This window comes from Limnobacter sp. SAORIC-580 (assembly GCF_013004065.1).
GTDB classification, from domain to species: domain Bacteria; phylum Pseudomonadota; class Gammaproteobacteria; order Burkholderiales; family Burkholderiaceae_B; genus Limnobacter; species Limnobacter profundi.
In genome coordinates, this window is the sequence record NZ_CP053084.1 from 726,700 (window position 1) to 746,443 (window position 19,744).

Annotated in this window: 19 protein-coding genes; 16 read left to right on the forward strand and 3 right to left on the reverse strand. The window is 53.3% G+C overall.

What is annotated here, in order from left to right; genetic code table 11:
• Nucleotides 1-101 precede the first annotated feature (101 nt).
• The gene (gene folE2 / locus HKT17_RS03415) at nt 102-905 is read right to left on the reverse strand and encodes a GTP cyclohydrolase FolE2 (protein WP_171097853.1); all 804 of its coding nucleotides are present in this window, start codon (nt 903-905) and stop codon (nt 102-104) included.
• Between the two features lie 320 nt (nt 906-1,225).
• Between folE2 and HKT17_RS03420 the strand changes: the two genes are divergently transcribed.
• From HKT17_RS03420 to HKT17_RS03490, 16 genes are all read left to right on the forward strand, one after another.
• A complete protein-coding gene (locus tag HKT17_RS03420; protein WP_008250278.1) occupies nt 1,226-2,167 on the forward strand; it encodes a MerR family transcriptional regulator in 942 nt (313 codons plus the stop codon).
• A gap of 5 nt (nt 2,168-2,172) precedes the next feature.
• On the forward strand, nt 2,173-2,343 hold the full coding sequence (locus tag HKT17_RS03425; protein WP_008250280.1) for a DUF2256 domain-containing protein: 171 nt from the start codon (nt 2,173-2,175) through the stop codon (nt 2,341-2,343).
• A 16-nt stretch (nt 2,344-2,359) separates the two neighbouring features.
• Complete coding sequence (locus tag HKT17_RS03430) at nt 2,360-3,901, forward strand: cryptochrome/photolyase family protein (RefSeq protein ID WP_171097856.1); 1,542 nt, start codon at nt 2,360-2,362, stop codon at nt 3,899-3,901.
• A 53-nt stretch (nt 3,902-3,954) separates the two neighbouring features.
• Nucleotides 3,955-4,950, forward strand: a complete 996-nt coding sequence (locus HKT17_RS03435) for a glutathione S-transferase family protein (RefSeq protein ID WP_171097857.1) — start codon at nt 3,955-3,957, stop codon at nt 4,948-4,950.
• 41 nt (nt 4,951-4,991) lie between these two features.
• Nucleotides 4,992-6,164, forward strand: a complete 1,173-nt coding sequence (locus HKT17_RS03440; protein WP_171097859.1) for a tRNA nucleotidyltransferase/poly(A) polymerase-related protein — start codon at nt 4,992-4,994, stop codon at nt 6,162-6,164.
• A 73-nt stretch (nt 6,165-6,237) separates the two neighbouring features.
• Nucleotides 6,238-6,549: a quaternary ammonium compound efflux SMR transporter SugE gene (sugE, locus tag HKT17_RS03445; RefSeq protein ID WP_171097862.1), complete on the forward strand. Its 312-nt coding sequence runs from the start codon at nt 6,238-6,240 to the stop codon at nt 6,547-6,549.
• Nucleotides 6,546-7,112: an LOG family protein gene (locus tag HKT17_RS03450; RefSeq protein ID WP_171097864.1), complete on the forward strand. Its 567-nt coding sequence runs from the start codon at nt 6,546-6,548 to the stop codon at nt 7,110-7,112. The genes sugE and HKT17_RS03450 overlap by 4 nt, the downstream gene beginning before the upstream one ends.
• Nucleotides 7,113-7,118: 6 nt before the next feature.
• The gene (locus HKT17_RS03455) at nt 7,119-7,667 is read left to right on the forward strand and encodes a GNAT family N-acetyltransferase (protein WP_171097866.1); all 549 of its coding nucleotides are present in this window, start codon (nt 7,119-7,121) and stop codon (nt 7,665-7,667) included.
• A gap of 4 nt (nt 7,668-7,671) precedes the next feature.
• Complete coding sequence (locus HKT17_RS03460; protein WP_171097868.1) at nt 7,672-8,424, forward strand: sulfite exporter TauE/SafE family protein; 753 nt, start codon at nt 7,672-7,674, stop codon at nt 8,422-8,424.
• 41 nt (nt 8,425-8,465) lie between these two features.
• Nucleotides 8,466-8,855 carry a hypothetical protein gene (locus tag HKT17_RS03465; RefSeq protein WP_171097870.1) on the forward strand — a complete coding sequence of 130 codons (390 nt, stop codon included), beginning with the start codon at nt 8,466-8,468 and terminating at the stop codon, nt 8,853-8,855.
• Nucleotides 8,856-8,859: 4 nt separating this feature from the next.
• The gene (locus tag HKT17_RS03470) at nt 8,860-9,492 is read left to right on the forward strand and encodes an FMN-binding negative transcriptional regulator (protein ID WP_171097872.1); all 633 of its coding nucleotides are present in this window, start codon (nt 8,860-8,862) and stop codon (nt 9,490-9,492) included.
• A gap of 15 nt (nt 9,493-9,507) precedes the next feature.
• A complete protein-coding gene (locus tag HKT17_RS15485; RefSeq protein ID WP_205882563.1) occupies nt 9,508-9,795 on the forward strand; it encodes a hypothetical protein in 288 nt (95 codons plus the stop codon).
• Nucleotides 9,796-9,821: 26 nt separating this feature from the next.
• Nucleotides 9,822-11,075 carry a DUF2254 domain-containing protein gene (locus HKT17_RS03475; RefSeq protein ID WP_171097875.1) on the forward strand — a complete coding sequence of 418 codons (1,254 nt, stop codon included), beginning with the start codon at nt 9,822-9,824 and terminating at the stop codon, nt 11,073-11,075.
• Between the two features lie 56 nt (nt 11,076-11,131).
• Nucleotides 11,132-12,871, forward strand: a complete 1,740-nt coding sequence (argS, locus tag HKT17_RS03480) for an arginine--tRNA ligase (RefSeq protein ID WP_171097877.1) — start codon at nt 11,132-11,134, stop codon at nt 12,869-12,871.
• Nucleotides 12,872-13,003: 132 nt separating this feature from the next.
• Nucleotides 13,004-16,984 carry a DUF3683 domain-containing protein gene (locus HKT17_RS03485; RefSeq protein ID WP_171097879.1) on the forward strand — a complete coding sequence of 1,327 codons (3,981 nt, stop codon included), beginning with the start codon at nt 13,004-13,006 and terminating at the stop codon, nt 16,982-16,984.
• The gene (locus HKT17_RS03490) at nt 16,981-17,466 is read left to right on the forward strand and encodes an HIT family protein (protein ID WP_171097880.1); all 486 of its coding nucleotides are present in this window, start codon (nt 16,981-16,983) and stop codon (nt 17,464-17,466) included. Before HKT17_RS03485 ends, HKT17_RS03490 begins: the two co-directional genes overlap by 4 nt.
• A 48-nt stretch (nt 17,467-17,514) precedes the next feature.
• On the opposite strand, the gene phoR is transcribed toward HKT17_RS03490, so the two are convergent.
• On the reverse strand, nt 17,515-18,861 hold the full coding sequence (gene phoR, locus HKT17_RS03495; RefSeq protein ID WP_171097882.1) for a phosphate regulon sensor histidine kinase PhoR: 1,347 nt from the start codon (nt 18,859-18,861) through the stop codon (nt 17,515-17,517).
• A gap of 40 nt (nt 18,862-18,901) precedes the next feature.
• A complete protein-coding gene (phoB, locus tag HKT17_RS03500) occupies nt 18,902-19,609 on the reverse strand; it encodes a phosphate regulon transcriptional regulator PhoB (protein ID WP_008250307.1) in 708 nt (235 codons plus the stop codon).
• Nucleotides 19,610-19,744 lie beyond the last annotated feature (135 nt).

Consider the following 19,744-nt stretch of genomic DNA (forward strand, 5'->3'; position numbering starts at 1 on the left):
AGGGTTAAAAAAAGCAAGGGTATTCACTAGCATCCTAACCTTTTATTTACTGCAGTAAGTGAAATTGGTTCTGGCTTTTTGAGCCAGAACCAGCTTACGGATTAATTTTGTTTGCGTTTGTCTTCTTCAATCCAGGCCACGGCAGAATGGTTGTGGATCGATTCAAAGTTTTCGCTTTCAATGCGGTAAGCCAAAACTTTCTTGCTGGCCCTCAGGCGAATGGCAACATCACGTACCAGGTCTTCAACAAACTTGGGATTGTCGTAGGCGCGCTCTGTCACATATTTTTCGTCAGGGCGCTTCAGCAAGCCCCACAATTCACACGAGGCCGATTCTTCCGCCATGCGGATCAGTTCTTCCACGGTGATGCCGTCTGCCACCAGTGCTCGAATCGTAATGTGGCTGCGCTGGTTGTGCGCACCATACTCGGAAATTTTCTTGGAGCAGGGGCACAGGCTGGTCACGGGCACCACCACCGTCATAAACACATCTGTGCTTGCACCATTGTTGTCGGCTTCCAAAGTCACTTCATAGTCCAGCAGGCTGGCTACACCCGATACGGGTGCAACTTTGCGCACGAAGTAAGGAAACTTCATCGTGATGGTTCCCGCATTCGAATCCAGGCGTTGAAGCATGTCGCGCATCATTTGTTTCATGCCCGCAGGCGTCAATGCACTTTCCTGGGTTTGAAGAATTTCAAGGAAACGCGACATGTGCGTTCCTTTCACATCGCCGGGCAGGAACACCGACATGTCGATGGTGGCCACTGAAGGTTGTGGGCCTTCCAGTGTTTCCACAATGATCGGGTGTTTAATTGCGCGCACCCCCACGCGTTGGATGGCGATGTTGCGCTTGTCTGCGCGTGATTGTTCGTCAGGTAAAAAAAGTCCGTCCGGTGCATTCATGATGAAGCGCTCCAATAATAGTTACTACTTTGTGATTGGATGTGCATCGAGTGCACGGCGAAATACTTGCTTGGTTTGTGCATGGGTCTGTACTGGCGCCTTGGTCCCAAGGTTTTCCCGGACTGGACTAGACAGACGCTTGTCTTTACAATGCACTTTATTCACTTGAATGTCTCTATATGTGTGGTTAAATCTCAGCCAATATGCTAATTTGATTGGCAATCAGGCTTTGAGTTCCATTATTATTCGTTCAGTGTGGCAAGTCAATTTGTCTAGGACAAAACAAAGATGTTGAAGTTTCACCGTGGTCAGGTTCAGGTATGAATGAGCGTGCAGATCTAAGTCAACCCTCATTTTCTATTGCAGCAGTCGAGCGGGACACCGGCTTGCCCAAAGACACTTTGCGTGTCTGGGAAAAACGCTACAACTTTCCACAACCCGGTAGGGATTCATTCGGCGAGCGTATTTATTCCATTGATCAAGTTGAAAAACTGCGAGTCATCAAGCGTCTTCTCGATGGCGGGCATCGTCCGGGAAAAATCATTGGTTTGAGCATTGACGAGCTGGTGAAACTGGCCGAGGTCAGCAGCGCTGGGTCGCGCATGAATGTGGCGCCTGACAGCCTGGACGAGCTGAACAGTTACATGGAACTGATCAAGCGGCACGATGCCGAAGAATTCCGCCAAACCATGTCGCGCCTTGCGCTGACGATGGGGCTGCATCGTTTCGTGGTAGAGGTGGTTGCACCCATGAACGCAATGGTGGGCGATGCCTGGGCGCGTGGTTATTTTGAAATTTTTGAAGAGCACATCTACACCGAAACCATTCAGGTGGTGTTGCGCAATGCCTTAAACACCATTCCGTCCACACGCAAAGGCCCGCGCGTGTTGCTGACCACACTGCCCAACGAATTACATGGTTTGGGATTGCTGATGGCTGAGTGCATTTTTTCCATGGAGGGCGCACAGTGTATTTCTTTGGGCACTCAAACCCCGATTTACGACATTGTGTTGGCCTCGCGCGCGCAGAACATCAATATTGTGGCCCTGTCATTCTCTGTTATTCAAAGTTCGCCCGCAGTGCTGGAAGCAGTGGCCGAGTTGCGTGAAAAATTGCCTCCGATGGTTGAAATTTGGTGTGGTGGCTCTTCTACAGCATTGCGCAAAAAGCCTTCTGAAGATTTCGTGTTGTTGTCCAGCCTGGAGTCCATCAGTGAATCAATTGCAGACTGGCGACTGCGCAACAAATTCAATCAGAATTAATTTCCGTGCCGGATAAGCGGTCTTTCAAAGGCAATAAATCTTATTTGCCCAGCAAGCTTTGCACCGTGTGCGGGAAGGAAATGACCTGGCGCAAAAGTTGGGCCAAGAATTGGGATGACGTAAAATATTGCTCAGAGGCCTGCCGCAAGGCGGCGCCCAGAGCGGGCAGCAAATAAGCAGGCAGTAAATAGCATGAGCAGCAAAACCAAAGCCGTGGTTGTGTTGGGCGATCAACTCGACCTGAATAACCCCGCACTTCTGGCCAACCCCCCGAAATTAGCCGATGTGCTCATGGTGGAGTCACCTGTCGAGTCCACCGTGGTGTGGGTTCATAAGGTTCGAATTGCTTTGTTTCTCAGTGCAATGCGCCATTTTGCTCAAGAGTTGCGCAATGCCGGTTACACCGTGCATTACCGCAGTTTGGGCGATACGGGCCAACACAGCTTGGCCACGGAAGTGGCAAACCTGTGCAAACAGCACGGGTACACCAGCATCGACATGGCCGAGCCCGGCGAATGGCGCTTGGAGCAAGACTTTCTAACGCTCGCCAAATCAGAAAACATCAAGCTTCGCATGCTCGAGGACTCGCATTATTTGTGCAGCCGTGCTGAATTCGCAAAGTGGGCCAGTGGTTACAAACAGATGCGCATGGAGTATTTTTATCGCGAAATGCGCAAGCGCACCGGTGTGTTGATGGAGGGTGCTGAACCTGCTGGCGGTAAATGGAATTTTGATGCTGACAATCGCAGTGCCTTTCCCAAGGCTGGTCCTGGAGACATTACGCCCCCTGCATTTTTTGAACCCGATGAAATAACACAAACGGTGTTTGCCGAGGTTGAAGCGAATTTTCCCGGTCACCCGGGCACATTGAAAAATTTCGCGTGGCCAGTTACGCGTCAACAGGCTTTGAAGGCACTCGATGCCTTCATTGAAAACCGATTCGTCAACTTTGGCACCTATCAGGACGCCATGTGGACTAACACGCCGTTCGGTTGGCATTCATTGGTTTCGAGCGCAATCAATCTGCATTTGCTCCATCCGCTCGAGGTGATTGAAAAAGCCGAAGCCGCGTACCGCGCGGGCAAGGTGGATGTAGCCAGTGCAGAAGGGTTTATTCGCCAAATTCTGGGCTGGCGTGAATTCATGCGCGGGGTGTATTGGCTCGACATGCCGAAGATGCGCGAAGACAATCATTTGCAAGCCAAACTTGATTTGCCCAAATGGTTTTGGACCGGCAATACCCACATGAACTGTCTGAAAGACTCCATCGGTCAAACGCTGGATTATGGTTATGCGCATCACATTCAACGCCTCATGGTGATCGGCAATTTCGCCCTGCTCGCAGGCCTCGTTCCACAGCAGGTAGAAGACTGGTTTTTGGCGGTGTATGTGGATGCGGTGGAATGGGTTGAGCTGCCCAATGTGGCCGGCATGGCCTTGTTTGCAAATGGCGGGCGCTTTACCAGCAAACCCTACATTGCATCGGGTGCTTACATCAAACGCATGAGCAACTACTGCGCCGGTTGCAAATACAACCCAGCTGAGAAAACTGGTGACAAGGCCTGCCCATTCACCACGCTGTATTGGGGGTTTCTTGACCAGCATGAAAAAATGCTGTCCGCCAACCCGCGCACTGGCCTCATGGCCAAAAACATTGCCCGACTGGATGAAGCCCAACGTCAGGCCCTTCGGCAAAAAGTGGCCGACACCTTCAAGAATCTTGAACAACTGTAAGCCTTTGCTTTGTTAAGGTGAAGGCTTGTTGTTGCAGTTCAAGGAGTAATCGCATGGGTTTGTTGGTCGATGGTCAGTGGCAAGACAAGTGGTACGACACCAGTTCAAGCGGTGGCAAATTTCAGCGGGAAAGCGCCAAGTTGCGCAACTGGGTGACTGCCGATGGCAGCGCCGGGCCAAGCGGTGTAGGTGGATTCAAGGCAGAAAGTGGCCGCTATCATTTGTATGTGTCGTTGGCTTGCCCATGGGCGCATCGCACGCTTGTTTTTCGCAAGTTGAAGAATCTGGAGCAGCACATCGATGTGTCGGTGGTCAGCCCTGACATGCTCAGCAATGGCTGGACATTCAACACGGATGCAGGCAGCACCGGCGACATGCTTTTCAACAGCGAATTCATGCACCAAATTTACACGCGCAACAAAAGCGACTACTCCGGGCGGGTCACCGTGCCCGTGTTGTGGTGTAAAAAAACCAATCAGATTGTCAGCAATGAATCGTCTGAAATTATTCGCATGTTCAATTCAGCGTTCAATGAAATCACTGGCAATCACGATGATTACTACCCTGAAAACCTGCGTGCCATGATCGATCGGGTCAATGGCCTGGTGTATGACAACATCAACAACGGTGTATACCGGGCTGGCTTTGCCACTGAGCAGGGCGCTTACGAAGAAGCCTACAACGCCGTGTTCATGGCGCTAGATTCTGTCGAAAAAATCCTGGAGAACAACCGCTATTTGGTGGGGCCAAGAATTACAGAAGCGGATTGGCGCTTGTTTACCACCTTGATCAGGTTTGATGCGGTATACCACGGCCATTTCAAGTGCAATCGCCAAAGGCTTGAAGACTTTCCAAACATTTCCAACTATGTGCGCGAGTTGTATCAGTGGCCTGGCGTGGCAGAAACCGTTGATATTTATCACATCAAACGCCATTACTACTACAGCCACGACATGATCAACCCCACACGGGTTGTGCCCGCTGGCCCAGCCATCGACTTCACCCGTGAGCACAACCGCACGCGTTTGCCTGCAAGCCAAGCCGCATAATTCGGTGGTAATCTTGGGCAACATTCATTCTCGTGTTGCCCATGGCCCGCCACCCTGAACTGCAAGGTTTTCAACTCGATTCCGCCATTGAACGATTGCCCGCCCGTGCCAAAGTGTATGTGGTGGGTGGTGCAGTTCGCGATGCGCTGATGGGTCGCACCAGCAGCGATAGGGACTGGGTGGTAGTCGGTGCGACCGTGGACAATATGCTGGCTGCTGGTTTTACTCCGGTGGGCTCAGACTTCCCCGTGTTTTTGCACCCGCGCACCCACGAAGAATATGCCCTGGCCCGCACAGAGCGCAAAAGCGGACACGGCTACAAAGGCTTTACTTTTCACGCAGACCCCTCGGTTACCCTCGAAGAAGACTTGGCTCGGCGTGATTTCACCGTGAATGCCATGGCCATGAATGCGAAAGGTGATTTAATCGACCCATTTCAGGGGTTCACCGACCTTCAAAACAAATGCATGCGCCATGTTAGCCCTGCTTTTTCTGAAGACCCGCTGCGTGTGCTTCGCCTGGCGCGCTTTCTGGCACGTTTTCTCGATTTTTCAGTGGCCGAGGAAACCATGGACTTGTGCCGGGAATTGCGGGCAAGCGGCGAGTTAAAACACCTTGTGGCCGAGCGTATATACGCCGAGTTGAACAAAGGCATGGGCGAGGTGAAGCCTTCCCGAATGATCAAATTGATCAGCAAGCTCAATGCCTGGGGTGAGTTGGCACCGAGCTGCCCTGTGCCGTTTTCTGGTTTTGACAAGCCAGAATACGATCGTCTGAACGGTCTTTCCGCCGCTGAGGCGCGCTGGGTTTATTGCCTTGGATTTTTCCTGGATGTTGCACAGATCAAGGCCTTGGCCAAGTCATGGCGTTTGCCGCGCAACACCGAAGATTTGGCGATCGTCACGCGTCAGTGCCTTGATTTCCTGGCGCAGTGCACGACCGATTCCAGTAGTTTTGGCAGGTTTTTCAATCAGGTCGATCTCTACAGAAAGCCAGCCCGTTTGCGGCAGATTAACCAGCTTGTGGCCCAGCTCAGTGGGGAAGGGCCAGTGCATGTTTTTGTCGAAAAGGCTGTGGCGGAATTGGAACAGGGGCATTACAAAACTTTTGTTGGTGATAAAATTACCAATTCCCAGCCAAGCGAACAGGTGGCCCAAGTGGCCTCGGAAGCGCGACAGGCTTGGGTCAGTGAATTACATTCCAGATACTTTTGATTCTTGAAGTGAGGACGACCTCACCGCTCAACCTTCGATCGGGGACGGCCCCATTTGCTTGATGGGAGTTGTCATGTCCTGGTTAATTTTGTTTGTAGCGGGTCTCTTTGAAATCGTATGGGCCATTGGCCTGAAGTACACCGACGGCTTCACCCGTCTGCTTCCCTCTGCCATCACCTTGATTGCCGCCGCAATCAGCTTCGGGCTGTTGGGGTTGGCCATGAAAACCCTGCCGGTGGGCACCGCGTACAGCGTTTGGGTCGGTATCGGTGCGGCTGGTACGGTGCTCATGGGTATTGTCTTGTTCAACGAGCCTGTCAATGCACTGCGCATTGGCAGCGTGGTGCTGATTGTGTTGGGTGTATTGGGCTTGAAGCTGTCATGAAAAATATTTGTGTGTACTGTGGCTCCAGTGCGGGCAACCGGGTCGAATACACCGAAGGTGCCAAGGCCTTGGCCCGTGCATTGGTCGACAACAATTTCGGCTTGGTTTACGGCGGATCTAATTTGGGCTTGATGGGTGTGGTGGCCGAAGAGGTATTGGCTTTGGGCGGCAATGTCACTGGCATCATTCCTGAATCGCTGGTGACCAAAGAACTGGCGCACCCTGCCTTGGCCGAGTTGATCGTGACCCGCAACATGCACGAGCGCAAAGCCCTGATGGCCGAGCGCTCCGATGGCTTTGTCGCATTACCCGGTGGTTTGGGAACTTTCGAAGAACTCTTTGAAATCCTGACCTGGGCGCAACTCAGTTTTCACCACAAACCCGTGGGTGTGTTGAATGTAAATGGCTACTACGACGGCCTGCTCGCCTTTCTGGATCATGCTCACCAGGAGGCATTCATTCGGCCCCAGCACCGCAATATGTTGATGGCAAATACCTGTGCATTCTCGCTGCTCGAAGCTTTCAAAACGTACAGCGCGCCTGCCGTGGTGAAGTGGGTTTAACCGGCCATGCAATTCGCCACACGTCCAGCTTTTCAGATTCGGGATGCCACCCTGGCCGACATGCCTGCTGTGCAGGCTTTGTATGCGCATTACGTGCTTCATGAGCTGGCCACGTTTGAGCTGGTGCCTCCGACACTGGAGGAAATGTGTTCCCGACGGCAAGCCATACTCGAGTCTGGTTTGCCTTATCTGGTTGCACAAATCCGTCATGAGCTTGTTGGTTACGCCTATGCAGCCACTTACAGGCCCAGGCCCGCTTACCGCTACACCGTTGAAGATTCAGTGTATTTGTCACCAAACCACAAAGGCATGGGCCTGGGTGCGGCTTTGCTTGGTGAGGTCATTCGCCGGTGCGAGCAAGGTCCCTGGCGGCAAATGGTGGCGGTGATCACCCAGGGAGGCACAGCAGGTTCGGCCGAGTTGCATCAAAAACTGGGCTTTCTGGAAGTTGGGCGCATGCCGAATGTTGGTTACAAATTCAATCGTTGGGTGGGCACGCTCATCATGCAACGTGCTTTGGGAGAGGGCGGCAATTCTTCACCCGAACCCTTTTGAGGAAATGACTCTGGAAATTAACGACTACACCCTGATCGTCGGCTTGGCATTTTTGGTAGCAGGTTTCGTCAAAGGCGTCACAGGCATGGGCCTGCCCCCAATCGCAATTGGTTTGATGGCGGTGGTGGTTGCACCAGTGCAGGCGGCCGCGCTCATTGTTGTTCCCTCCATGGTCAGCAATGCGTGGCAAATGCTGATCGGCCCAGGCTTCTTGATTGCCGCGCGCCGTTTCGCCGGTTTACTTGTCATGGTTTGCATTGGCGCTGCATTCGGTGTGGGCGTATTAACCGGTAGCACGCCTGCGTACGCTACCTTGGCTTTGGGTCTGGTGTTGTTTGTGTACGCCGTGTTGGGTCTGTTCAAGTTCAACATGCATGTGAACGCAAGCCAGGAACGCTGGGCTTCGCCCCTGGTGGGTGGGCTTACCGGTTTTTTGGCAGGTGCAACCGGCGTTTCATCGGTGCCTTCCGCACCGTACATGAATTCCTTAGGCATGAACAAAGACGAGTTGTTGCAGGCTTTGGGTTTGGTATTCACCGTGGGCACTTTTGCGCTCGCCGTGGGCCTGTACCTCAAGGGTCGGTTTGAATTGGCTGCAGCCTGGGAATCTACTTTGTGCCTGATACCCACCATGGCCGGGGTGCTGGCGGGGCAAAAATGCCGAGCCCTGTTGAGCGCAGAGACTTTCAAAACCGTGTTTTTTCTGGGCTTGCTGCTACTGGGCAGCTACATGATTGCCCGTGTGCTTTGGCTGTAGGCTGATATACACTGAAAGCTCAAACTCCTTGGAGGAAAAACATGCGTCGCATGTGGGTTGCCGTGTGCATGCTGATTGGGTTTGCTGGTGTGCTCAATCCTGGTCTGGTTCAGGCCGTACCTATCACAGTCGAGAAAGCACATGCCCGTTTGAATCAGGAAGTACAGGTTCAAATGAAAGTGCGTTCCAGCAAACTGCGCACCGATCGCGATGAAGTCGACCTGAATTCACACACCAGTTTTCGTGATCCAGCCAACTTGACAGTCGTTGTCGATGGTCGCGTGGCCGCCTGGTATTCCTATCAAGGTATTCACGACTTGCCAAAATTCTTTTTTGGTAAAAATATTGTGGTGTCGGGGATTGTTGAGCAATTCGGCGATCAAACCCGAATTGTTGTCGTCGATCCAGCCCAAATTCAAATCGTGAAGTAAGCCCATGTATTTGCCCAAGCAGTTTGAGGAAACCTCAATTCCGGTGTTGTTGAGTTTGATCAAGGCTCACCCCTTGGCCACAGTCATTACGCTGTCAACCTCAGGGCTGAACGCCAACCATATACCCATGGTCGTGGCGGAAAATGCGGATGCGACAATAGTGTTGCGCGGCCATGTGGCCAGGGCCAACCCAATGCTGGCTGATTTGGCGGTGTCTGCGCAAACCTTGTTGGTGTTTCAAGGTGCTGAGCATTACATCACACCCTCCTGGTATGCCACCAAAAAAGAAACCGAGAAAGTCGTTCCCACTTGGAATTACGCGGTGGTGCATGTGAAAGGTCAAATGCGCGTAGTGGATGACGCCGAGTGGTTACACCAGCAACTGGAAGACTTGACCGCGCAACAGGAAAGCAGCCGAAACACGCCTTGGTCAGTGAATGACGCACCCGCAGAATTTCTGAATCAAATCAAGCAGGCCATTGTGGGTTTTGAAGTCCAAATCGAGAGCATGGTTGGCAAATGGAAAGTCAGCCAGAACCAGCCGTCCAAAAACAGGGTCACTGTGGTGCAGGGGCTGGAAGAGGACGGCACAGAAAAAGCCCTTTACATGCGTGATTTGGTGAAAAAACACCTTTAGCCCATTTGTTGCACCATGCCTTCGTCCCGGTTAAAAAGCGGTCAGTGTTTGTGTTGTGGGCGTTTTACTGCGCTAACCTTTCATCACCTCATTCCCAAAAAATTACATCGACGTGCTTTCTATCGAAAAAAGTTTGACAGGGAAACTTTGAACCGGGGTGTCAATATTTGCAGACTTTGTCATGACGGCATTCACGATTTGTACGATGAAATGCAATTGGCCAAGCAATTTTCAAGCGCCGAAACACTGCTGGCCGATGAGGCCTTGCAAAGGCATTTTGCCTGGGTCGCCAAAAAGAAATAAGTCAATCCGTTAAAGGGGCTATCGCCATGAATGAAAACTGGTTGTTTTACCTGAACAGAATTCGCGAAAAGCTCTGGGTCAAGCCTTTGGTAATGTGTTTGCTGTCGATTGTGGCTGCCTTTCTGGCAACCTTGGCTGATCGACCTGGCGTGGGCGACTGGTTACCCACCGTTAGCAAGGAGTCTGTGGAAACCCTGTTGGAGTTGGTGGCCTCGACTATGTTAGTGATTGCCATGTTTTCCGTGGGCTCAATGGTGTCCGCTTATGCCTCCGCCAGCAGCTCGGCAACACCCAGGTCGTTTCCGCTAGTGGTTGCTGATGACACCTCACAAAATGCCTTGTCTACGTTTATCGGGGTATTCATTTTCAGCGTGGTGGCCCTGATTGCGCTGAAAAATGATTTCTATGAAAAGGCGGGGGTCTTTGCCCTGTTTGTGCTGACGATTTTGGTGTTTGCAATCGTGATTCTTGCGTTCATCCGGTGGGTGGACAGCATTGCCAGGCTAGGGCGTTTGGGCAATACAATCGACAAAGTTGAAGCTGCCACATCGAACGCCTTCGGGCAGCGTCTCGGTATGCCTTATCTGGGCGGGCAAAAAAGCGATGGAAAGGTAGCGAATGGGGTACCTGTGGTTCGTTCCTCAATCGCTTACCTGCAGCGAATTGACATGGTCAAATTACAATCACTGGCTGAAAAATTTGATCTGAAGGTTCATGTTCAATCATTGCCTGGTACCTTTTGTACTCCCAACCGCGCGATCGCCACGGTAGAGCAGCCCTCGCAGGCTGAGGACTTGGCTGAAGAATGTTTGCAGGCCATTGCCGAGTGTTTTGTGTTGTCTGACACGCGCACTTTTGATCAGGATCCTAGGTTCGGTTTGGTGGTGTTGTGTGAAATTGCCAGTCGCGCGCTATCTCCTGCGGTCAATGATCCTGGCACCGCAATTGATGTCATCGGAACTTTGGTTCGTTTGTTTCATCAGTGGGCAGGTGGTCAGCAGGACAAAGCCCCAGAGGTGCAATACGATCGAATCATGGTGCCGGGTTTGGACGAGCGGGATATGTTTGACGACGCATTTACTGGCATTGCCCGGGATGGCGCGGGTGCGGTCGAGGTGGCGATTCGCTTGCAAAAAGCGTTTGAAAGCCTCTCAGCGCTTAAGTATCAACCCGTCTCTGAAGCGGCTATCAATCATTCCCGATTGGCGCTGGCCCGCAACGAACTCGCCATGACCTTGCCGCAAGACATTGAGGCTGTCAGAAGCGCAGCCAGGTTCTAGACAGGGAATACTTGGTACAATCAGGGGCTTAGCTCAAACCTGCCTGAACTGTCCCCATGCTTGCCCAACAACGAAATACGCTGATCGCCGCATTTGAAGCGGCCGCTGCCGCTGCCCTGAACCAGCCTTTTGAGGGTGTGGTTACGCTGGAAAAACCCAAAGATGCCAGTCATGGCGATGTGGCCTGTAACCTGGCCATGCAATTGGCCAAGCCTGCCCGGCGCAACCCCCGTGAGCTGGCCCAGCTGCTTGCCGACCATGTCAAAGCCAATGCCGACTGCGCGAATTTGGTCGATGCCGTTGAAATTGCAGGCCCGGGCTTTATCAACATTCGTTTAAGCCAAAAGGCCCGTGTTGCGGTGGTGGCGCAAGTGCTGGAGCAAGGCGCTGAGTTTGGAAAGTCTCAAGCCCGATCGGGCGACACTGTCTTGATCGAGTTCGTGTCGGCCAACCCCACGGGGCCCTTGCATGTGGGGCATGGTCGGCAAGCTGCGCTGGGCGATGCAATGGCTGCTGTCATGCAAACCCAGGGCTGGAAAGTTCACAAAGAGTTTTATTACAACGACGCAGGCGTGCAAATTCAAACTTTGGCCACGTCCGTTCAGGCCCGCGCCAAAGGGCTTAAGCCAGGTGACACTGAATGGCCCGAAAGTGCCTACAACGGCGATTACATTGCCGACATCGCAGCCGACTTTCTGGCTGGCAAAGAAGTGAAGGCCGCCGACGGTGAACCCGTCAAAGGCAGTGGCAACGTGAACGACTTTGAATCCATTCGTGCTTTCGCTGTGGCTTACTTGCGTGCAGAGCAAGATCTTGATTTAAAAGCCTTTGGTGTCAATTTTGATCAGTTTTACCTGGAAAGCTCCCTGTATTCCGAGGGCAAGGTCGAGCAGGCCGTTGCCCTCATGGTTGCGTCTGGTAAAACTTTTGAGGAGGGCGGAGCCCTTTGGCTGCGCTCAACCGATTACGGCGATGACAAAGACCGCGTCATGCGCAAATCTGAAGGTGGTTACACCTACTTTGTGCCCGATGTGGCCTATCACATCCAGAAATTCAAGCGTGGCTTTGGCAAGGTCATCAACATTCAGGGCACCGACCACCACGGCACCATTGCGCGTGTTCGGGCGGGTTTACAGGCCTGCAATGTTGGCATTCCGCAGGGTTACCCCGATTATGTGTTGCACAAAATGGTCACGGTGATGAAAGGCGGGCAGGAAGTCAAAATTTCCAAGCGTGCCGGCAGTTACGTGACTGTGCGCGACCTGATTTGCTGGTCGGGCGGTGTGGATGAAAGCCAGCCCATGCTAAGCCAGCCTGAAGCCTTGACCAAAGGCCGTGACGCTGTACGCTTCTTCCTGGTCAGCCGCAAGGCGGACACTGAATTCGTGTTTGATGTGGATTTGGCCCTGGCCCAGTCCGATGAAAACCCGGTGTATTACGTCCAGTATGCGCACGCCCGCATTCATTCCATTCTGGATCAGGCTGAAATCGACCTGACAGGCTTGAACAATGCAGATTTGAGCCTGTTGGGCGCACCTTCCGAGCTGGCTTTGCTCAGAACGTTGGTTTCTTACCCGGACATTTTGTCCAAGGCAGCTGAAGAGTTGGCGCCACACCACATCGCGTTTTACCTGCGTGAACTGGCTGGTGCGTTTCATACTTTTTACAATGCCGAGCGCGTCCGTATCGACGACATAGCCCTTAAAACCGCCCGTGTGGCCTTGCTGGTGGCTGTGGCTACTGTGTTGGCCAATGGCTTGGCAGTGTTGGGTGTTTCTGCGCCCAAACGAATGTAAAAAAGCCGCAGTCAAAAGCTGTCAAAACCCTTGTCGTGTAAGGGTTTTGAACGGAAGTTGAGGAGTCGCCACTCTAGGCGCATGTGCCCTGTTTTTGGTACCATGACAAGCTAAGCAGTCAAAAGGTTTTACATGAACGCACCCGTCGAATTGAATACATTGAAACCCTCAGCCGGCGAAACCGCGCGGCTGCGGGAAATTCCATACAACTACACCTCGTTTTCGGACCGTGAAATCGTGATCCGCCTGCTGGGTGAGTCGGCCTGGAACATTCTTCAAGAGCTTCGCCAGGAAAGAAAAACCGGCCGATCCGCCCGCATGTTGTTCGAAGTATTGGGCGATATTTGGGTGGTTCGCCGCAATCCTTATTTGCAAGACGACTTGCTGGACAACCCCAAGCGCCTGACCGCGCTGATCGAGGCTTTGTTTCACCGCTTGAGTGAAATTGATGCCCGCCGGGTTGAGGTGAAAGACGCTGCTGTAGAAACCGACTCTGAGGACCGCAGCGCCAAGGTACGCGAATTGTTGACCGTGGCTGAAAAGGCCGTGTTCGAGTTTCAGCGCGAGCTGGAAGCCATGGCAATTTTGCGGGGTCATGCCCGCAAAGCACTGGGTGAGCACACCGCAAAAGACAACATCAAATACGATGGTTTGTCCCGTGTTTCACATGTAACCGATGCAACCGACTGGCGCGTTGAATACCCCTTCGTGGTGCTCACCCCCGATCGAGAATCTGAAATTCCCGGTTTGGTGAAAGCCTGTATCGATTTGGGGCTCACCATCATTCCACGTGGGGGCGGCACGGGTTACACCGGTGGCGCAGTGCCACTCACGGCCATGTCAGCCATTATCAATACCGAAAAGCTGGAGGAACTCGGCCAGGTAAAAATGGAAGTGCTGCCCGGCTTAAGCGAAGAATACGCCACCGTATTCTCTGGCGCAGGCGTGGTTACCAAGCGTGTGTCCGAGGCGGCAGAACATGCAGGCCGTGTGTTTGCAGTAGACCCTACGTCGGCTGAGGCCAGCTGTATCGGCGGCAATATCGCCATGAATGCGGGCGGCAAGAAAGCCGTGTTGTGGGGCACCGCGCTAGACAACCTGGCCTGGTGGAGAATGGTTGACCCGCAGGGTGACTGGCTTGAAGTGACCCGCGTGAACCACAACCTGGGCAAAATTCACGACGCACCTTACGCCGAGTTCGACCTGGTGTGGTCCGATGGTCGCCAGGCCCCGAACGCCAAAATTCTGAAGACCGAACGTTTGACTGTTGAGGGAGCGCGATTCCGCAAAGTGGGGTTGGGCAAAGACGTCACCGACAAGTTTCTGGCCGGTTTGCCTGGCATTCAGAAAGAAGGTTGCGACGGGCTGATTACATCCGCCAAATGGATTTTGCACCGCATGCCCAAGCACACCCGCACGGTGTGTCTGGAGTTTTACGGTCAAGCCCGCGATGCAGTGCCCTCGATTGTTGAAATCAAAAATTACCTCGACGGTGAAGGCAAAGCCATGGGCGCCATTCTGGCGGGCCTTGAGCATCTCGACGAGCGCTATTTGCGTGCGGTGAAATACAGCCCCAAATCCAAGCGTGGTGCCTTCCCGAAAATGGTCTTGTTTGGTGACATCGTGGGCGACGATGAAAACGCAGTGGCCCAAGCGGCCTCTGAAGTGGTCCGCTTGTCCAACGGTCGCGCTGGTGAAGGTTTTGTGGCAGTCAGCCCTGAAGCCCGCAAGAAGTTCTGGCTCGACCGCGCACGCACAGCGGCCATTGCGCGCCACACCAATGCCTTCAAGATCAACGAAGACGTGGTCATCCCCTTGCCGCGCATGGGTGAATACACCGACGAAATTGAACGCATCAACATTGAACTGTCAATTCGCAACAAGCTGAAGCTGGTTGCGGCATTGCGCTCGTTCTTTGAGAAGCCGCTCACCTTGGGCAAGACCGACGAAGTCGATTCAACCAAGTTGTCTGTTGAAGACTTGGTTGGTGATCGTGTGGGTCGCGCTGTTGAATTGCTTGAATCGGTACACGAGCGCTGGAGCTGGTTGCTGGGCAATATGAACATGCCTTTGGCACAAGCCAACCCGGTGATGAAAACCATTGGCTTGGGGCACCTGGATGCTGCACTTGAAAAGCGCCTGGCTGAACAGCCCGAGGCCACGGTGTTTGATGTGCTGCAAGACCGCACCATCCGTGTCAGCTGGAAAACCGAGCTGCGCCACAACCTGAATCGCATTTTCGAGGGTGGTGTGTTTGTCCCTGTGATGGAAGAATGCAAGGCCATTCACAAGCAAGTGTTGCGTGGCCGCCTGTTCGTAGCACTGCACATGCACGCTGGGGATGGCAATGTGCACACCAACATTCCGGTGAATTCTGACGACTATGAAATGCTGCATGAAGCGGAACACACTGTGGACCGAATCATGCAAATTGCCCGCAATCTCGATGGTGTTATTTCCGGCGAACATGGCATTGGTATTACCAAATACCAATACCTGACGAAGGAAGAGTTGCAGCCTTTCCAGGACTACAAGCAGCGCATCGACCCGGAAGGTCGATTCAACAAGGGCAAGTTGCTGCCAGGCGGCGATTTGACCAACGCTTACACGCCCAGCTTTAACCTGATGGGCCATGAAAGCCTGATCATGAGCCAAAGCGACATTGGCTCCATTGCCACTTCAGTGAAAGACTGTCTGCGTTGCGGCAAGTGCAAGCCTGTGTGTTCTACCCATGTGCCGCGCGCCAACTTGTTGTACAGCCCACGCAATAAAATCTTGGCCACCTCATTGTTGGTTGAGGCCTTCCTGTATGAAGAGCAAACCCGCCGTGGTGTGTCTATCAAGCATTGGGAAGAATTTGAAGATGTGGCTGACCACTGCACCGTGTGCCACAAGTGCTTGACGCCTTGCCCGGTCGACATTGACTTTGGCGATGTGTCCATGAACATGCGCGCCTTGTTGCGCAAGATGGACAAGAAAAGCTTTAACCCGGGCACAGCCTTGGCCATGACTTTCCTGAATGCGAAAGACCCGGCCACCATCAAGGCCATGCGTGTGGGCATGACCGGTATTGGTTACAAGCTGCAACGCGGCGCATACAAGGTGGCCAAATCGCTGGGCATGTTGAACAAGCAAACTGCCAAGCCACCAGCTACCGTCGGCAAGGCACCGATTCGTGAGCAGGTGATTCACTTCATCAACAAACCCATGCCCGGTGGTTTGCCCAAGAAAACGGCACGTGCGCTGCTTGACATCGAGAACAGCGATTACGTACCGGTTATTCGCAACCCGAAAACCACACAGGCTGACACCGAAGCGGTGTTCTACTTCCCTGGTTGCGGCTCGGAGCGCTTGTATAGCCAAGTGGGTTTGGCCACGCAAGCCATGTTGTGGAATGTAGGCGTGCAAACCGTGTTGCCACCCGGTTACCTGTGTTGCGGCTACCCGCAGCGCGGGGCTGGGCAGTACGACAAAGCCGAGAAAATGATTACCGATAACCGTGTGCTGTTCCACCGCGTGGCCAATACACTGAACTACCTCGATATCAAAACCGTGGTGGTCAGTTGTGGCACGTGTTACGACCAGTTGCAGGGTTATGAATTCGAGAAAATCTTCCCGGGCTGCCGCATCATCGACATTCATGAATTCCTGATGGAAAAAGGCGTGAAGCTGGACAACGTGACGGGTACGCAATACATGTACCACGACCCTTGCCACACGCCCATGAAAACCTATGATCCGCTGAAGGTCGTGAACCAGTTAATGAACAGCGAATTGCAAGGTCAAAACATCACGAAAAATGACCGTTGCTGTGGCGAGTCAGGCACCTTCGGTGTGTCACGTCCCGATGTGGCCACGCAGGTTCGATTCCGCAAGGAAGAGGAAATGCGCAAGGGGGCTGACAAGCTGCGCGAGAAAGCGCCTCAGGCGGACGTGAAAATTCTGACCAGCTGCCCCTCGTGCCTGCAAGGTTTGAGCCGCTACAGCGACGACGCCAATGTCGATGCCGATTATATTGTGGTTGAAATTGCCAAGAATGTACTGGGCAAGGAATGGCTCCAGAACTACGTGAAAGAAGCCAACGATGGCGGTATCGAGCGTATTTTGGTATGACGCTGAACAAGTCGGCTGAAAATATCGTTGATGAAGGTGCTCAACATCCCAATTGCCCCCTGTGTGCCACACCGGGCGGTGATTGGGTTTTCAATTGCAGCAAATTCAGGGTGATTGAGGCGGTCGACGCAGATTACCCCGGCTTTCTTCGCTTGGTGTGGAACGACCATGTGCGTGAGTTTTCCGATTTAAGCCGTGAAGATCGAATGCTTTGCATGGACGCGGTGGTGTTGCTCGAGCAGTTCGTGCTTCGTGTTTTCAAAGCCGACAAGGCAAATATTGCAACGCTGGGTAATGTGGTGCCGCATTTGCACTGGCACGTCATTCCCCGTTTTACAGACGACAAACACTTTCCTGCGCCCGTGTGGGCTGCAGCCAAACCGGGGGTGTCGCTGTCGCCCCGCCAGCAGTGGGTGCTTGATTCAAAGCCCAAATGGATGTTGGCGCTGCGTGCTGAATTGCTGGCAGCATTTCCGGGCTGAGGTCGCTCAAATCGAGCATTGCACTCAATGTCTCACCGAACGCTACGCTCAAACAACCGTCGCTTCAGCAAGCGCAGGCTTGGAAGCCGCGCCAGCCTTCGCCAGCGGCATCAGAATGGTGAAGGTACTGCCTGCATTCGGCCTGCTTTGAATGTCCAGTTCACCATCGTGGCGTTGCACCACATGTTTCACAATGGCCAAGCCCAAACCTGTACCGCCGCTTTCGCGTGAACGGCTGCGGTCTACACGGTAAAACCGCTCGGTCAACCGCGGAATATGTTCTGCTGAAATACCAATGCCTGTGTCGCGCACCACGAAAGCAGCGCAGGCCTTGCCAATTTCGTTTTCCGCCCGCCTTAGCGTGATCGTAATGTTTCCCTTCTCGGGGGTGTAGCGCACCGCATTGGTCACGATATTCGAGAACGCGCTGAAAATTTCGGCCGAATTGCCAAACCCCATCAGGCCTTTTTCCACATCCACGGAAATATTGTGTTTGCCGGCCGACAGCTGTTGTGCTTCATCGCCTGTTTTTTGTGCAATTCCGCTTAAGTCAACTGGCTCGCCACCTTCGCCTGCGTTGGGCGAGGATTCCAGCGCTGACAAGGCCAACAGGTCCTCCACCAGGTTCTGCATGCGGTTGGCCTGGGTGTACATCAAATTCAGGTATTCGAGTTGCTGTTCTTTGCTCAAAGGCAGGTCGCGGAAGGTTTCCAGAAAACCGCTCAGTACAGTCAACGGTGTTTTCAGTTCATGCGACACGTTGGCGATGAAGTCTCGGCGCATGCGTTCCAGTTTTTCTACCTGGGTTACATCGCGTGAAAGCACCAGCATTTGCTTGTCTCCGTAGCTCACCAACTGCACCGACAAAACCTTGCTGCGGCTGCGCGGCGCGGTCATGATCAAGGGTTGCTCCCAGGAGCGGCTACGAATGTACTTGGAGAAGTTCGGGTTACGGACCAGATTAATCAAAGGCTGCCCAATGTCACTGCCCAGCTTTAAGCCAAGGTGGTCTTGCGCAGTGTCGTTGCACCAGGAAATGTGGCCTTCTGAATCAAGCGTGACTACGCCGTCGGGCAGGGCTTGGGCAGCCGTACGAAATGACACCAAGGCATTGGTGAGTGCCTGTTGTTGGCGCTGATGTAAACGAAGGTAACGAAACAGCTTCGCGGCCAGGTCGTCCCACCAGCCCGAGACATCGGGCACATTTTCAACCTTGAAGTTGTCCAGCCATTCAATAATTCGCAGACCCGAACGCACATGCAGGGCATATATGAAAAGCGAGGCGAAGATAGACCCTGCCACTGCGCCCTTGTGGCCAGCGACCATTTGACCCACGATGGCGGCTGCACCTAGCACCATGGCCAACAGTATCAATCGAAAAAAGATGAACGCCATAGGTGCGTATTCTAGGGGAATATCCCTTCCAGGGGAGCCCTTAGTTTAGTGCACCTTCATTTTGCGTTGCAGTAAAACGGTAGCCGGCACCGCGAACTGTTTCAATCAGGCGGTCATGGCCAGAAATGGTCAAAGCCTGGCGCAAACGTCGAATGTGTACGTCTACAGTGCGCTCTTCAACAAACACATGGTCCCCCCAAACTTGGTCCAGCAACTGGGTGCGGCTGTGCACGCGCTCTGGGTGGGTCATGAAGAAGTGCAGCAGGCGGAATTCTGTGGGGCCCATGTCGATGATCTTGTCATGGCCCATGATGCGGTGCGTCACCGGGTCCAGTTTCAGACCGTGTACTTCAACAATGTCGTCGGTCAACTGGGGCGCACGGCGGCGCAGCACTGCCTTGATCCGAGCCAGCAATTCCTTGGGCGAGAAGGGCTTGGTGATGTAATCGTCTGCTCCAGCTTCCAGGCCATCTACCTTGTCTTGTTCCTCGGTGCGGGCAGTCAGCATGATCACCGGCACATGGCGCGTGCGCTCGTGGCCACGCAGTTCATGCGCGAACTGAATGCCGGTTTTGCCGGGTAACATCCAGTCCAGCAGCACCAAATCAGGCAATTCCGCGGTAATCAATGTTTTTGCCTGGTCCGCATCAGCGGCTCGCAGCACTTTGTGCCCGGCAAAACTCAAGTTGACAGCAATCAGTTCTGCAATCGCGGGTTCATCTTCGACAACTAGGATGGTGCTGGACATCTCGTTTTTCCTCTTCTCTGGCATATTTGTTGTGTGCAATGCCACCTAAAGTAGTGGATTTCCATGACAGTAATATGACACTTGAATGAATCGTCATCAAATTAATCCCGCGCCGTGGTGTAAACCGCTGTTGGC

Excerpts from the sequence above, each read along its gene's own strand:
- HKT17_RS03490 (WP_171097880.1), top strand. The coding sequence starts at position 16,981 with ATGACGCTGAACAAGTCGGCTGAAAATATCGTTGATGAAGGTGCTCAA.
- HKT17_RS03460 (WP_171097868.1), top strand. The coding sequence starts at position 7,672 with ATGACTCTGGAAATTAACGACTACACCCTGATCGTCGGCTTGGCATTT.
- HKT17_RS03465 (WP_171097870.1), top strand. The coding sequence starts at position 8,466 with ATGCGTCGCATGTGGGTTGCCGTGTGCATGCTGATTGGGTTTGCTGGT.
- folE2 (WP_171097853.1), bottom strand. The coding sequence starts at position 905 with ATGAATGCACCGGACGGACTTTTTTTACCTGACGAACAATCACGCGCA.
- phoB (WP_008250307.1), bottom strand. The coding sequence starts at position 19,609 with ATGTCCAGCACCATCCTAGTTGTCGAAGATGAACCCGCGATTGCAGAA.
- HKT17_RS03470 (WP_171097872.1), top strand. The coding sequence starts at position 8,860 with ATGTATTTGCCCAAGCAGTTTGAGGAAACCTCAATTCCGGTGTTGTTG.
- sugE (WP_171097862.1), top strand. The coding sequence starts at position 6,238 with ATGTCCTGGTTAATTTTGTTTGTAGCGGGTCTCTTTGAAATCGTATGG.
- HKT17_RS03435 (WP_171097857.1), top strand. The coding sequence starts at position 3,955 with ATGGGTTTGTTGGTCGATGGTCAGTGGCAAGACAAGTGGTACGACACC.
- HKT17_RS03440 (WP_171097859.1), top strand. The coding sequence starts at position 4,992 with ATGGCCCGCCACCCTGAACTGCAAGGTTTTCAACTCGATTCCGCCATT.
- HKT17_RS03420 (WP_008250278.1), top strand. The coding sequence starts at position 1,226 with ATGAATGAGCGTGCAGATCTAAGTCAACCCTCATTTTCTATTGCAGCA.
- argS (WP_171097877.1), top strand. The coding sequence starts at position 11,132 with ATGCTTGCCCAACAACGAAATACGCTGATCGCCGCATTTGAAGCGGCC.
- HKT17_RS03430 (WP_171097856.1), top strand. The coding sequence starts at position 2,360 with ATGAGCAGCAAAACCAAAGCCGTGGTTGTGTTGGGCGATCAACTCGAC.
- HKT17_RS03485 (WP_171097879.1), top strand. The coding sequence starts at position 13,004 with ATGAACGCACCCGTCGAATTGAATACATTGAAACCCTCAGCCGGCGAA.
- HKT17_RS15485 (WP_205882563.1), top strand. The coding sequence starts at position 9,508 with ATGCCTTCGTCCCGGTTAAAAAGCGGTCAGTGTTTGTGTTGTGGGCGT.
- HKT17_RS03475 (WP_171097875.1), top strand. The coding sequence starts at position 9,822 with ATGAATGAAAACTGGTTGTTTTACCTGAACAGAATTCGCGAAAAGCTC.
- phoR (WP_171097882.1), bottom strand. The coding sequence starts at position 18,861 with ATGGCGTTCATCTTTTTTCGATTGATACTGTTGGCCATGGTGCTAGGT.
- HKT17_RS03455 (WP_171097866.1), top strand. The coding sequence starts at position 7,119 with ATGCAATTCGCCACACGTCCAGCTTTTCAGATTCGGGATGCCACCCTG.
- HKT17_RS03450 (WP_171097864.1), top strand. The coding sequence starts at position 6,546 with ATGAAAAATATTTGTGTGTACTGTGGCTCCAGTGCGGGCAACCGGGTC.